This window comes from Mycobacterium lacus (genome assembly GCF_010731535.1).
In the GTDB taxonomy this organism is placed as follows: domain Bacteria; phylum Actinomycetota; class Actinomycetes; order Mycobacteriales; family Mycobacteriaceae; genus Mycobacterium; species Mycobacterium lacus.
Genome location: NZ_AP022581.1, coordinates 1,822,686 through 1,835,761, shown reverse-complemented (window position 1 = coordinate 1,835,761; position 13,076 = coordinate 1,822,686). Strand labels below are relative to the sequence as shown.

11 protein-coding genes and 4 pseudogenes are annotated in these 13,076 nt (G+C 67.1%); 6 read left to right on the top strand and 9 right to left on the bottom strand.

All coding sequences use genetic code 11. The annotated features are described in order from the left end of the window. The first annotated feature begins 53 nt into the window (after positions 1-53). Entirely contained in the window at positions 54-797 is a 744-nt protein-coding gene (locus G6N24_RS08415) for an IclR family transcriptional regulator (RefSeq protein WP_085158157.1), read from the top strand. 129 nt (positions 798-926) lie between these two features. Here the strand turns inward: G6N24_RS08415 and G6N24_RS08410 are convergent, their stop codons facing one another. From G6N24_RS08410 to G6N24_RS08375, 8 genes are all read right to left on the bottom strand, one after another. Further along, entirely contained in the window at positions 927-2,291 is a 1,365-nt protein-coding gene (locus G6N24_RS08410; RefSeq protein ID WP_085158173.1) for a wax ester/triacylglycerol synthase domain-containing protein, read from the bottom strand. 113 nt (positions 2,292-2,404) lie between these two features. Continuing rightward, entirely contained in the window at positions 2,405-3,691 is a 1,287-nt protein-coding gene (locus tag G6N24_RS08405; RefSeq protein ID WP_085158159.1) for a D-arabinono-1,4-lactone oxidase, read from the bottom strand. Further along, positions 3,688-4,893 carry a M28 family metallopeptidase gene (locus G6N24_RS08400; RefSeq protein ID WP_085158161.1) on the bottom strand — a complete coding sequence of 402 codons (1,206 nt, stop codon included), beginning with the start codon at positions 4,891-4,893 and terminating at the stop codon, positions 3,688-3,690. Before G6N24_RS08400 ends, G6N24_RS08405 begins: the two co-directional genes overlap by 4 nt. 31 nt (positions 4,894-4,924) lie before the next feature. Beyond that, positions 4,925-6,169, bottom strand: a complete 1,245-nt coding sequence (locus tag G6N24_RS08395) for an amino acid deaminase/aldolase (RefSeq protein ID WP_085158163.1) — start codon at positions 6,167-6,169, stop codon at positions 4,925-4,927. Positions 6,170-6,330: 161 nt separating this feature from the next. After that, positions 6,331-8,205: a PE family protein gene (locus G6N24_RS08390; protein ID WP_085158165.1), complete on the bottom strand. Its 1,875-nt coding sequence runs from the start codon at positions 8,203-8,205 to the stop codon at positions 6,331-6,333. A 169-nt stretch (positions 8,206-8,374) separates the two neighbouring features. Then, positions 8,375-8,734 carry a carboxymuconolactone decarboxylase family protein gene (locus tag G6N24_RS08385; RefSeq protein WP_085158175.1) on the bottom strand — a complete coding sequence of 120 codons (360 nt, stop codon included), beginning with the start codon at positions 8,732-8,734 and terminating at the stop codon, positions 8,375-8,377. A 54-nt stretch (positions 8,735-8,788) separates the two neighbouring features. Further along, positions 8,789-9,220: a DUF302 domain-containing protein gene (locus G6N24_RS08380; protein WP_085158167.1), complete on the bottom strand. Its 432-nt coding sequence runs from the start codon at positions 9,218-9,220 to the stop codon at positions 8,789-8,791. A 32-nt stretch (positions 9,221-9,252) separates the two neighbouring features. Further along, positions 9,253-9,522 (bottom strand): metal-sensitive transcriptional regulator, encoded by a 270-nt coding sequence (locus G6N24_RS08375; protein WP_085158169.1) that lies wholly within the window; start codon positions 9,520-9,522, stop codon positions 9,253-9,255. 149 nt (positions 9,523-9,671) lie between these two features. On the opposite strand from G6N24_RS08375, the pseudogene G6N24_RS08370 reads away from it, so the two are divergent. The 3 pseudogenes from G6N24_RS08370 to G6N24_RS08360 all read left to right on the top strand — a co-directional run. Beyond that, positions 9,672-9,980 (top strand): annotated as a pseudogene (locus G6N24_RS08370) (hypothetical protein); the annotation flags it as partial. 14 nt (positions 9,981-9,994) lie between these two features. Next, a pseudogene (locus G6N24_RS08365) lies at positions 9,995-10,489 on the top strand (nitrile hydratase subunit alpha). A gap of 15 nt (positions 10,490-10,504) precedes the next feature. Continuing rightward, positions 10,505-10,874, top strand: a pseudogene (locus G6N24_RS08360) (thiocyanate hydrolase). Between the two features lie 3 nt (positions 10,875-10,877). On the opposite strand, the gene G6N24_RS08355 reads toward G6N24_RS08360, so the two are convergent. After that, a complete protein-coding gene (locus G6N24_RS08355; RefSeq protein WP_085158177.1) occupies positions 10,878-11,423 on the bottom strand; it encodes a class I SAM-dependent methyltransferase in 546 nt (181 codons plus the stop codon). Between the two features lie 116 nt (positions 11,424-11,539). Here G6N24_RS08355 and G6N24_RS25750 point away from each other — a divergent pair. Then, a pseudogene (locus G6N24_RS25750) lies at positions 11,540-12,013 on the top strand (TetR/AcrR family transcriptional regulator). A 182-nt stretch (positions 12,014-12,195) separates the two neighbouring features. Next, positions 12,196-12,927 (top strand): DUF2652 domain-containing protein, encoded by a 732-nt coding sequence (locus tag G6N24_RS08350; RefSeq protein WP_085158171.1) that lies wholly within the window; start codon positions 12,196-12,198, stop codon positions 12,925-12,927. Positions 12,928-13,076 lie beyond the last annotated feature (149 nt).

Genomic DNA, 13,076 nt, shown 5'->3' with positions numbered 1-13,076 from the left:
GATCCGTATTGCGGTTCCTAGGAATCCATAATGCGGTCCACTATAGTGGAGGAGTGGCGCGCACGGAACGAAATTCGCCGGCCAATCGCGACGAGGGCATCCAGGTGCTGCGCCGCGCCGCCGCCGCGCTCGACGAGATTGCCGCCGAACCGGGACAATTGCGCCTCGTCGACCTCGGCGAGCGGTTGGGGCTCGCCAAGTCGACCACTCGCCGCTTGCTGGTCGGCCTGGTCGAAGTCGGACTGGCCAGCGTCGACTCGCACGGCCGCTTCTCGCTCGGTGAGCGCCTGCTGGGATTCGGCAGCGCCACTGGAGCGCACATTTCGGCAATATTCCGGCCGACCATCGAGCGGGTGGCGCGCGCCACCGGCGAGACAGTCGACCTGTCGATCCTGCGTGGCCAGCGCATGTTGTTCATCGACCAGATCGAATCGTCGCACCGACTCCGGGCGGTCTCGGCCGTCGGGGTCCGGTTCCCGTTGGCCGGGACCGCCAACGGGAAAGCAGCCCTGGCAGCTCTTGACGACGCCTCCGCCGAGGCCGCGCTGTCCCGATTCGCCCCGAAGGTCGCCGCTGGGCTGCGCCGCGAAATCGGCGAGATCCGGCGTACCGGAATCGCATTCGACCGCGACGAACACACGGCAGGGATCTCGGCCGCCGCCATCGCGCGGCGGGCCGCCGGCGATAGCGTGGTCGCCATCTCGGTGCCGACACCCACCGAGCGATTTTCGGAAAAGCAGCAGCGCATCGTCTCAGCATTGCGCGCCGCCGCGGACTCACCAGCCTGGACGCGCTGAGCGTGTAGCGCCGGTGCCACCAAAACCGCCTTCAGGTATTCCGCCGTTGTGGCCGGCAGCCCGCTGCCCTGGTGGCCCGGGTTCATGCGGGCCGGGCGTAACGAGGCACGTCGCGCGCCGGCTGCCCAATCAGCTTGCGAGCGCTAGCACCTCGTCGAAACCCGCGACGAGGGCGTCATAGAAAACATCGAAGTCGGGTATGGCGGCGGTGTCGACGTCTATGCCCAGAGCGCAGGTGTCGACGTAGGTCAGCAGTGTGACGTTGACGGCCGATCCGATCGTCGGGCCGAACGCGTACTGCTCGGTGACCGCGGCGCCGCCCAGGAAAACTGGCACCGGCACACCCGGCACGTCGCTGGCGACGAAATCGACGTGGCGCAGGACCGAACCGATGTACCACCGCGGCATCAAGTTGAGGACGCCGGCGATCAATTGTGTGTAGGGCAGCGACTTTTCATCGCGCACCGCGCGGGTGCGCCGATGTATCACCGCGATTCGTGCTGCCGGGTCGGCCTCTCCCACGGGCACGTCGAACCGCATCAGCGTGATCCGGTTTCCGCCCATTTCATCGGCCTTTGTCCGCAGGTTGATCGGCATCGTCAAGTGCAGGTCGCCGACCGCGACGCCGTGTTTCTCGTGGTAAAGACGCAACCCACCCGCGATCCCGGCGACAAACGCATCGTTGAGCGCCCCACCACAGCGGTGCGCCGCCTCGCGCAGTTGCGGCATTGGTACCCGGTGCACTCCGAGTCGCCGGATCAGGCCGCGGTCCCTTGCCATCGGCGACCCGGTCCGGCTGATCGGTCGGACCGTCCGGTAGATCGACGTCGCGGTGGCCATTGCCGTACCCGCGGCGGCAAGGGGTCGTCGGACGCTGTCGTACATCACCCGTGGGGCCCACTTCACCGCGCCGGTCAAGGCGTTTCCCAGCAGGCCGGTCCCGTAGCGCCAGGTGGCACGGTACCCGCGCAGCGGCGATGCCCTGGACACCTCGGGCTTTGCGGGTAGCGGCTCACGCTGACGGTAGTCTTCGGAGAGGTCGAACAGGTGCATCGCGATCTGGATGCCGCCGACGCCGTCCGTAAGGGCATGGTGGAACTTGCAGATCACGGCCGCGCCGCCATTTTCCAGGCCGTCGATCAGTGTCGTCTCCCACAGCGCCCTGGCCCGGTCGAAATCCTGCATCTGGGCCACCCGGGCCATCTCAAGCACGTCGTCGAGAGTCCCGGCCCCTGGAGTGGCCGTTCGCCGCAAGTGGTAGCCGAGGTCGAAATCCGGGTCATACTCCCACCGGGGCGGGGCCGGCGGCGGCGATGGCACCACGCGCTGCCGAAACATTGGCAGCTTGCGGCTCAACAAGTCGAATCGCGCTCGCACTGCGTCCCACTCCGGGGATCGATCCAGCAGCACGACAGTTACCACGGTCGATCGCAGGCGCGGATCGCTTTCCATCGCCCAGGTAAACGCGTCGCTGTTGCGCATGAATTCGCTCATGATGGTTTCGAGCAAAAACTTACGGGTGGCGACCGCCAACGTCACGAGGTTGTTGGCAGACAATGACTTTGGTCCCTACAAGTCGGGCCATTCGTCTGTCAGTCGGCGCCCGGTCACTTGCCGAGGACGCGACGGGTGTAGTCGTTGAGAAAAACGCGATCGGGATCGAGACGGTCGCGGACGGCGGCAAACCGGTCCCATTGCGGATAGCGCTCGCGGAGCGTGGCGGCGGTCTGGTAGTGGCGCTTGCCCCAATGTGGCCGGCCCGCGTAGTCGTCCATGATCTCCTCGACGGCGCGGAAGTAGGTTTCGAACTCCATGCCGACGTATTGGTGCACGGCGATGTAGCAGGTATCGCGGCCGTGGGCGGTCGACAAGAACGCGTCGTCGGGGGCGCCGAAGCGGACCTCGAGCGGGAACATGATCGGCAAACCACGACGGCGAACGAGGTCGATGACGCGCTGGGTGGCCTCGCGCGCATGCTCGCGGGGAATCGCGTACTCCATCTCGGTGAATTTGACGTTGCGCGCGCTCGCGTAGACCTTCCAGCCACGGTCCTGAACGGCCGCCTCCGACATCAGACTTGTCATGAGGCGGTTCAGTCTCGGTGCCGTACCCGGGAATTGCCGCCCGGCGCGGCAGATCATGCTCAGCCCGGCGTTTTCGAAGTTTTCGTTGATCCGGCGTTTCCAGGCGGGCCTGGGCTGCGGCTCCTCGTCGCTGCGGCGCGTGCTTCGCGTCAACGCCGTGTCCCCGTAAGGAAACACGAAGAACTCAAAGTGGTCGTTGCCGTCCACGTGCTCGTCGAGCCGCTCGAGCGTCTCGGCCAGCGGCCGGCGCTCGTCCTTGCGATGCAACGTGAACAGCGGCACTACCCTGAGGGTGACCTGTGAGATCACTCCCAGGGCACCGATCGACACCCGCGCCGCCAGGTAGTCGTCACCCTCCGACAGGCTGAGAATGTCGCCGCCGGCGGTGATTAGCCGCAGCGAGACGATCTGCGCCGACACGTTGGTAAAGCGGGCCCCCGTCCCGTGCGTCGCGGTCGCGGTGGCGCCGGTGATCGATTGCCTATCGATGTCGCCCTGGTTCTCCAGCGCGAGCCCCCGCTCGGCCAGCTGGGCAAACAGCGTGTGCAGTTTGGCGCCACCCTCGACCGTCGCCAGACCGCTCGCCGGGTCCGCGTCGATGATCCGCTGCAGGCCGGTCATGTCGATCATCACCCCGTCGGTGCAGGCACAGTCGGTGAACGAGTGCCCGCTGCCCACCGCACGCACCCGCTCGCCGCGTTTTGCGGACCGCGCGACGACTTCTGCCAGCTCGGCCTCGGAGGTGGGCCGCGCGATCGTCGATGGTGCGCAGACCTGCTCGCCGGGCCAGTTGCGCCACACGGGGCTCATCGGGCAAGCTCCCGCACCACGGATTCGGCGACGGTGGCGGCGTGCATCACGGTCTGGTAGCAAAGGTTCTCGGGCGTATCGGACAACTGGTGGTAGTTCGCCACCGACTTGTGGCGGTTGATCGACACGAAGCACGCGGTCGGGTAGCCAGCGCGGCTCATAAGCACGGCGTCTGTGCTGTTGCGCGACCGGATGCCCCGCCGCACAGGCGCATCGGCGCGCTCTGCGGCCCTGATCACCAGATCGCGAAACGGCCGATAGAAGTAGTCCTCCATGACCGTGGTGCCCTCTCCCTCCAACATGATCAGCTCGGGTGAGCCGATGGTGTCAAAGTTCAAAAAGTAGGTGCGCTCGGGGTCGAGCTCGGGTTTGTGGCGCGCCATGAACCCGTAGATCCCGCCCTGCAGCGTTTCCTCGGCGCCGAGGGACACGAGGAGCACGCGCACGCCCTTCACCGGCCGCTCGCGCAGCCGTTCGGCGAGCGCGACGAGCAGGGCGACGGCAGAGAGATTGTCGTTGGCGCCGGGAACGACGGGGCTGTGAGCGATGTCGGCGAACGCGCCGGCGGAAAGAGCGCTACCCACGGTTCCCGCGATCATCATCGCGCGGCTGCCGCGTAGGGCGCCGATGCCGGCGAGCGTGGGCGCGAGGATGGGCCCCCACCAGTTCGGCAACTGGGTGTCGATGCGCTCGACAATCCCGGGGAAGCGCTGAACAAAGAATTCCTCGATATGAGCCTCGAAGAACTTGCCGCTGTGCGCCGCGTCGTGGTGAGCGCATGCCACGACGGTGAGATCACCCGCCAGATCGCCGGTCTCGGCCACCACATTCCAGGTCGTGCGGGGCTTTTCCGTTGTCTTGCGCGCGAAGCGAGGCCCGTTCGAGCAGTCGTCGGCGATCGCAAGTCCGGCGGCCACCCCTGCCAACGCGGCGGGGACGCGCAGCCGCCGGCTGACCAGGCCCGCGATGCCGGCCGCCACCCCGATCGCCGACAGCTTGAAGTGCAGCTGCGGGTAGCCGTCGAGGTACTGCTCCTCCTCGATGCGTGCATTCTGCGCGCCCGCCGTGCGCAGGCGTTCAACGATCCAGGCGGCCGCCTTCTGCTCCCCGGGCTCGCCGGCTGCGCGCTCGATGGGCGCGAGCGTCTCGACGACCTCTCGCATCGTGGCCAGTTCGGTCGGCAGTGCAGTGATCGCCGTCATCGGCAGCTCCTTTTTACGCGTAGTTCCGGCATCACAGAAATGTGCGCCCCTCACCCCGGTACGTGGGCACGCTGTCAACGATCTGAGCGCCGCGGACCAGATACAGGCGGTCGAACCGCTCACACAATTCGCCGGCCTTGGTGTGGCGGAAGTAGATCTTGTCACCGATCTTCAGTCCCCGGGCCGCGGGACCCGTCAGTGGCGTCTGGACCTCACCGGTGCCCTCCATCGGGTCGAGCTTCAGCCCAGCCGGCAGATAGGGAGTGGGCATACGGTCCTTCGCGCCGACTCCGCTGGCCAGATAGCCGCCCCCAAGCGCGGTCACCGTCTTCGGGCCGGGCCGGCGACACACCGGCAGCGCGAACATCGCCGCCGGCTGCAAGGTGAACGTCGAATACGAGTCGAACAGGGTCGGCGCGTAGAAGCCCGAGCCGGCGGTTGCCTCGGTGATCGCCGGCTCCTGGGCGACCAGCTGCAAGTCGCCGGTGCCGCCGGCGTTGACGATCTTCAGGTCGGCGACGTGGCGCACGAGCTCGACGGCGCGGGCGCGGCGTTCGCGCAACTCCGCGATCGATTGGCGCTGCATCCACCCGACCACCGCGTTTTGCACGCGCTTACCGGGGACCTTGTCGCCAAAGCCCGCGATGTGACCCTCGTACGCCATCAGCGCGACCAGCTTCAGCGCCGGCCGGCGTGCGATCTCGACCGCCAATGCCCGCGCCTGTTCCGGTGTGTGCAGCGGGGACCGCTTGGGCCCGATCTTCACGCGCCCGCCAGCGCGCCAGTAGCCGGCGTCGAGATCCAGACACAGCCGCACCGGATGGCCGGTCGCGCTCTCGATCAGGTCGAGGTGGTCGACGCTGTCGACCATCACGATCGGCGCATCCTCCGGGTTCTCCGCGGTCATTTCGCCCAGCTCGCGTAGGGCCGTGCGGTCCGTCGTGGGGTAGGCGAGCAACAAATTCGTGAAACCGAGCCCGGCCAGCCAGAGCGTCTCGGGCAGGGTGAACGTCATCAGCCCATCGAACCGCTTGTTGGCGTCAAGGATTTCGCGCTGTAACGGCCTGCAGCGCAGGGACTTTGACGCCACCCGGATCGTCTTGTCGCCCGCACGCGTGAGCATCTGTTGGGCGTTGCCCCACATCGCGTCGAGGTCTACGAACGCAAAGGGCCCATCGTGGTCGGCGAACGCCTCCGCGTAGCGCCGCAGCCGGCCCTGCGCGTCCATCCCGGTCGGCCCATCCGGACGTTGTCCGCAACGTGCCATCTCATGCACGCCGTCACCCTACTGAACATGGGTCAACTCTCATAGGCGCTTTGCCGTCTCGGCGCGAGCTGATCCGAAGTGACATCAAATTGTGTGCGGTCTGCCTTCGAAATCGCCCCGAAGTTGTGCAGATTGCCCATTTCGGTTGGCCTACGCGGCGTGTGTGCCGCTTAAGTCCCTGGCGTGCCGTTTTGGCCGAACAGCAATCCGCCGGCGCCACCGGCGCCGCCAGCGGCCCCACCGGTGCCGTTCCCGCCGTTGCCGCCATTGCCGATCAGCAGAGCGTTGCCGCCGTTACCGCCCGGACCGATTCCGCCGGGAGCACCGCCGCCACCGACGCCTCCGTTGCCGAACAGGACCGCACCCCAACCGCCGGAACCGCCCACACCGATCCCACCGGCACCACCGGTCCCGCCCGCGCCACCGTTGCCGAACAGCAAGGCCGCGTTGCCGCCGGCGCCGCCGTTGCCGACGCTGCCCGCTCCACCGGTTCCGCCATTACCGCCGGTGCCGCCATTGCCCCACACGAAACCGCCATTGCCCCCGTTTCCGCCTGCGGCGTACAACGTCCCGCCCACGCTGGTGGCGCCACCGTTGCCACCCATGCCGCCAACACCGAACAGCAGCCCGGCGCGCCCGCCATTGCCGCCGGTACCGCCCACCACCAGCGCATCCTGTGTGCCGGCCCCGATGCCGCCGCCGGCGCCCCCAAGGCCGCCGGTGCCGGCGAGCTGGGAATCGCCTCCGGCTCCGCCGAAGCCGCCGGAGCCCGCGAAGCCCGCGGTGGTGGTGCCGGTGCCACCGTTACCACCCAACGCACCGTTACCGCCGCCGCCACCGGTGCCGTACAGCAGACCGCCCGGGCTGCCGGTGCCCCCGAGGCCGCCCACGCCACCCTCACCGCCCTGCCCGGCGCCGTTGTTTCCACCGTTTCCGCCGGCTCCGCCGTTACCGCCGGCCCCGCCAGTCCCGATCAGCCCGATGGGGCCGCCATCACCACCGGAGCCACCGTGGCCGCCGAAGCTGGCGAACATTCCGTCGCCGGCTCCGCCGGCACCGCCCGCCCCGCCGGCTCCGGCGTTGCCGAACAGCAGACCGCTCTGTCCGCCGAGACCGCCTTGGCCGCCATAGCCGCCGATGCTTTGGACGGTCGAGTTGCTAAGCCCGCCGGCCCCGCCGGTCCCCCCCGCCCCGCCATAGCCAAACGCAAGCGCGCTCGCACCGCCGGCGCCCCCGGAGCCGCCGACGCCGCCGGCGGGAAGGATGCCCGGCGAGGGGCCGGTGGCGGGCGCGACCCCGCCGACCCCGCCGTTGCCGCCGGGGCCACCGAAGCCGTAGAACCAGCCGGCGCCGCCGCCGTTCCCGCCGGCGCCGCCGGAGGTGCCCACGCCGCCCGCCAGCGGTGCGGGACCGCCGTTCCCGCCGGCTCCACCGGCGCCGCCGTTGCCCCAGAGCAGTCCGCCGTTGCCGCCAGCACCCCCGTTGAACCCGTTGACGCCAACGGTGGTGGCATTGGCGCCGGCGCCCCCGTTCCCGCCGTTGCCCCACAGTCCGGCATTACCGCCGTTGCCGCCGCCCTGGTTGGGCCCACCGGACCCACCGTTGCCGCCGTTGCCGAACAAGATGCCACCGTCGCCCCCGTTTTGCCCGGTTCCCGGCAGCCCGTCGGCGCCGTTGCCGATCAGCGGGCGCCCAAGCAGCGCCTGGGTGGGCGCGTTGATCAGGCTGAGCAGGTCTTGCTGCACGGATTGCAGAGGTAAGGCGTTGGCCGCCTCGGCGGCAACATACGAGCCCGCACCCGCGGTAAGGGCCTGCACGAATTGTTGATGAAACATCGCCGCCTGGGCGCTCAACGCCTGATATGCCTGCGCATGCGCCCCGAACAGCGCCGCAATGCCCGCCGATACCTCGTCGGCGCCGGCCGCAACCAGTGCCATCGTCGGAGTCGCCGCGGCGGCGTTAGCGGCGCGGATCGACGAGCCGACGTTCGCCAAATCCGAGGCCGCCGCAGCCAGCACCTCCGGGGCCGCGATCAGGTACGACACTGGGGACCTCCCACCACCTCATGGAAACCGGCGGGCGCCCGGTCGCCATTGTCCTCGGCAAAGGGTATCGCCATCGCGCCACGACACCCCGCATTTCCGTTCGACCTGCCATGCGTTTCGCCGGGCGGTCCCGGAACGTTTCAACGAGGTCGTCCCCTCCGCGCCCCGACTACGCCGGACGGGTGTCAGCGAACTCGCAAAATGCGGCGTAGGCCCGCGCGCCATGAATGGTGGCCGGTCCACCGTGCATGAGGATGGTGACACCGATAGCCTCGGCGGCTTCCTGCGCGGTGGCACCGGCGCGTGCGGCAGCCTGAGCGTGCGACGCGATGCAGCCATCGCACCCCTGCACGATCCCGATCGCCAGCGCCATGAGCTCCTTGACGCCGCGACTGAGTGCACCGTCGGCAAACGCGGCGCCGCTCAGGGCCGCAAACCCCTTGTAGACGTCGGGAATTTGCTTGCGGAGGTCGCGATGTTGCGGAAGTAGGTCCTCGAGGATTTGGTGGTGATGTTGACGGTCTGACATAACCGGCAGAATACCCATACGGGTATTGTTCCGCACGAACCACCCTTCAACGGCTCACGCTTGTGACTGTTCGGCAGCCCCCACATCGGAATGGCCGAGGGAGTCGATGACAGTCTGCAGCCTGCCTGAAACTTCCTCGGCGATTCCGACGAGCTTTGGTTCGCCCGTAACCTCCACCATCAGCTGGGGATTCATCGCTTCGACGAGCACGGTGCCGGCCCGCTCGGGGTCCGCGCGCACGACGACATTGCAGGGCAGCAACAGCCCGATCTGGCGATCGACCTCCACCGCCCTGTGCGCCAGCGGCGGATTGCACGCGCCGAGGATGAGATAGTCCTCCATCTCCTCGCCGAGTTTGGCTTTCAGCGTTGCCTGCACATCGATTTCGGTCAACACGCCGAATCCCTGCTCGGCGAGCGCCTGGCGAGTGCGCGTAACCGCGTCGCCAAAGGTGGTCCGCAGCGCGGTGGACAATGCGATGTTCATGACCGACTTCTCCCGTCCGTTTCGGGTCCGTTTCAGGCGAGCGCCAGGAATAGCTTCTCCAGCTCGGCCTCGCTCAGCGGTGCCGCGCCCTCGGCCGTGGCCCCGGCAACGCATTCCTTCAATCCGGTAGCAACGATTTTGAACCCGGCACGGTCGAGGGCACGCGACACCGCGGCGAGCTGGGTGACCACTTCCTTGCAGTCGCGGCCCTGCTCGATCATCGAAATCACCCCGGCAAGCTGGCCCTGGGCACGACGCAGCCTGTTCAATACCGCTGCGATGCTCTCTTGATCACCGATCACGGTCGATCCTCCAGTCTTGTTGATCTCTCCCGATCGTACCCATGGGGGTATCTGGGCGCCAGCCGTCCGGGCCGGGAATATACCCCATTGGGTATATCGCTATGCCGGCATGCGGCCCGACACGGACGGACTGACCATGGGCACAATCAATCTCAGCTACAACACGTTCGAATCAACGATCGTCGATAATCCCCTTGTGTTGGTCGGATGCGCCCACGCCCGATCTCATGGACCACGAGCGATTCACCGCCTATGTCAAAACGCCACACGACGTCGGAGGTGAGCCGGACGCCCCGCTCGAATTCCAGAACAAGCAGTACGAGATGTGGGAGCTGAACACCTATGTCATGTACGAGGTTCTCGGCGGGCGCGGAATCTGGCTATCGGAGGAGCGACGCCGGATGGGCAACGTCGACTTGGGCCGCACGATCTACCTCGTACTCCCTGAGCGTTGGCTCGAGAGGACCCCAGCATGACCGCTGACGATCACGACCACGATCGCACCGCCGCGCCCATGGTGGACGAGATCACCGACTTCGAAGTCCTCGAGATCGCCCTTCGCGAATTATGTATCGAGAAGGGGCTTTTCACCGCCGAAGAGCATCGGCGCCTCACCGAATCCGCTGAACACATCGGCCCGACTCCTGCCGCACACATGGTGGCTAGGGCATGGCTTGATGCCGAGTACAAGAGGCTCGTCCTCACCGATGCGCTGGCCGCGGCAAGTGCTTGCGGAGTTCGGACTATACCTGCCGGCGGACGTCGAGATCCGAGTGGAGGATTCCACCAGAAGCACCGGTTCATGATGATGCCCGTGCGCCCTGACGGAACCGACGGCTGGGACGAGGATCGGCTGGCCGAAATAGTCACTCGGGATCGCCTGATCGGTGTCGCGTTGCCCAAGGTGGGCGTGACAACCAACGTTATCGCCGAAACGCGCCCGGCCATCCATCCCGCGGACCACTGATCCGGCGACAATCAGGTGGATACAACGGACAAACCGCCCACGGCCGATGACTCCGCCATCGCGTTGCTGGCGAAAATTGTTCAACGCAACCAGGTCTGGAGCCGCGTGGCCGCCAAGTATGGGGTGGGCAATCCGTTGCCACCGTGGAAAACCAGCCTCGACGGCATTTGTGATGCGCTTGATCAAAGCTCCTGCGGCCCAGAGATTCTCAGCCTACGATCGACGAAATGAAGAGGACTCGCTGTCGGCGACCGTCTATGCCGACCTGCCCTTCCCGGAGAACCAGCTGGCTTCGCTGGCGCACTCGCTGGTGCTGCGCGGCGTGATCGACGAGGCCGAACTCGAGGGCCGCATGGCGGCTGTCCGCGCCAGGCTGGAGGCCTGAGCGTCAAGCCCGTGCGAGCAGCCAGGCTTGGCCCTGACCTTCGCCGGCGGCGATCAGATCCAGTTGGCCAAACGTAGCCAGCAGCTCGCCAGGTGTTGCGCGGAACCGCCCTGGGACGGCGCCTACCTCGCTGAGCGCGGCGATCGCCAGTAGCCCGCCCGGGGCGAGTCGTTCGACGATGTCCTGGTCGAGACGGCGATCCCGGAACCTATGGCAAAGAATGACGTCGACGGGCGGCCCGTCCGGTAGGCCGTCGTCGAGGTCGAAGACCTCGAATCGGCAGCGATCACCCACGCCACTGCGCTCGGCCAGATCCCGTGCCTGACCAATAGCTACCGCCGAGATGTCCAACCCCCAAACGTCCAAACCCCGGCGGGCCAACCAGACCGCGCCGAGTCCGTGCCCACAGGCGAGATCGAGGGCCTGCCCTGCGGTTGGGAATACCTCCGCGTGCCCCGCGAAGACGCCAGGAGGCCCAACCGCACCGGCCGCTGCCGATGCCTGGCTCGTGTACAGCTCGTCCCAGCGGAGCCGATCCTGCTCGGCCACAAGCGCCACCTTACGAACGGCCGGGCGCTCGCGCACGATTCCATCGGCCGTGAAGCCGGCGAAGTAGCACACTTTCTGGCGCTGGACCGGTGTCCAAGGACGCTGCCGCACCGGTTATGGCCGCCCAGCCGACCCGCCACTCGGACCGTCGGCCGGAGCAAACGATCCACAAGGTCCTCGATGCCGGATTGGCCGAGCTGCGCGAATCGTCGTACGCGCGTCCCTGACGATGCGCTACTACGCGACCCGCCGCTGCATGCCGACATCAACGACACCGCCAAACCCGGGTCGGTGCGACGTCGCGGGACATGGCGCTGGGGGTCGCCGACGAACCCGAGTTGACGACGGCATGCGGCGAGGCCCTGATGGCCGACGATTCGGCGGTGACACCCTTGCGAGAACAGATCGCCGCAGAGCTAGCCAGGCGAATCGCGGCCGCGCCGGGGCCGGGCTGGCCACGGGCACCGAGGTCCAACCCTGCAGATGACTCTCACCGATGCCCCGATGACCGCCCGGTTCGTCACCTACCAGGAGATCGCCGGGCAACTCGACGCGCGGTAAACCCCATTCTCGGCGCATCGGTAGCCTGAAACGCCCGGCCGCCCAGTCGAATTCGGTGCTCCAATCCCGTGCCCATGCCAAATAGATTGGTGGACAAGGTAGTTGTCGAGCAAGTCGGAAGTCCGGAACCCGCCGGCCTCACTCCGCGGCATCGGGATGTACCGCACCCGGTAGCAACCGGCCCGGGTCACGCCACTACACTCCCCAACCCATGGCCATCCGGCGCGCCGTTCTCGTCATTGCCGACATCGGCGGATACACGAATTACATGAACTGGAACCGGTTGCACCTGGCCCACGCGCAGCAAACGGTAGCGGAGCTGCTGGAGTCGGTCATTGACGCCGGCAGAGGGCTGAAGCTGGCCAAGCTGGAGGGCGACGCCGCGTTCTTTTGGGCCCCGGAGGGCAACGCCAACGTGGTGGTGTGCGACCGGCTGTTCGGCATGCGCCGGTCGTTCCTCACCCGGCGGGAAAGGATCAAGAAAGACCATGCCTGCGACTGCGCGAGCTGCGCGCAGCTGGACCGCCTGTCGCTGAAGTTCGTCGCCCACGAGGGCGAGGTAGCAGAGCAAAAGGTGAAGCGCCGCATCGAGCTCGCCGGCATCGACGTCATCCTCGTGCACCGCATGCTGAAAAATCAGGTGCCGGTGCCGGAATACGTGCTGATGACCGATGTCGTGGCACAGTGCCTCGATGAGCCGATTCGCCTGCTGTGCAAGCCACTGACTCATGACTTCGAAGGCATGGGACAAACGTCGACCCACTACATCGACCTCGCCTCGTCCGAAGTGCCACCACCAGCACCAGACCGCAGCGCGTCCGGCCGGCTGGGGGCCAAGTTGAGGTTCGAGTTGCGTGCGTTGCCGTTCGCCCTGGGCTTCCGAAAACCCGCTGCAGGCTTTCGCAATCTGGGCCGCGGCGTCAAGGAAGGGCTGCCCCAATAGCGCGGCGACCAACCGTAACTCTGCTCAACAATTTTGCGGCACAGCGCCTTTCGGGCGCAGCGCTGACTAAACCGCGAAAATTAAGGCTCTTCTGACAGTTCCGTGGGTGGATAGCAGCGAAGTAGGGGCGCACGCCGTTGTGGCTTAAG

Coding starts and splice junctions, on each gene's coding strand:
- G6N24_RS08350 (WP_085158171.1), top strand. CDS start 12,196: ATGGCCATCCGGCGCGCCGTTCTCGTCATTGCCGACATCGGCGGATAC.
- G6N24_RS08400 (WP_085158161.1), bottom strand. CDS start 4,893: ATGACGGCGATCACTGCACTGCCGACCGAACTGGCCACGATGCGAGAG.
- G6N24_RS08380 (WP_085158167.1), bottom strand. CDS start 9,220: ATGAACATCGCATTGTCCACCGCGCTGCGGACCACCTTTGGCGACGCG.
- G6N24_RS08410 (WP_085158173.1), bottom strand. CDS start 2,291: ATGAGCGAATTCATGCGCAACAGCGACGCGTTTACCTGGGCGATGGAA.
- G6N24_RS08385 (WP_085158175.1), bottom strand. CDS start 8,734: ATGTCAGACCGTCAACATCACCACCAAATCCTCGAGGACCTACTTCCG.
- G6N24_RS08405 (WP_085158159.1), bottom strand. CDS start 3,691: ATGAGCCCCGTGTGGCGCAACTGGCCCGGCGAGCAGGTCTGCGCACCA.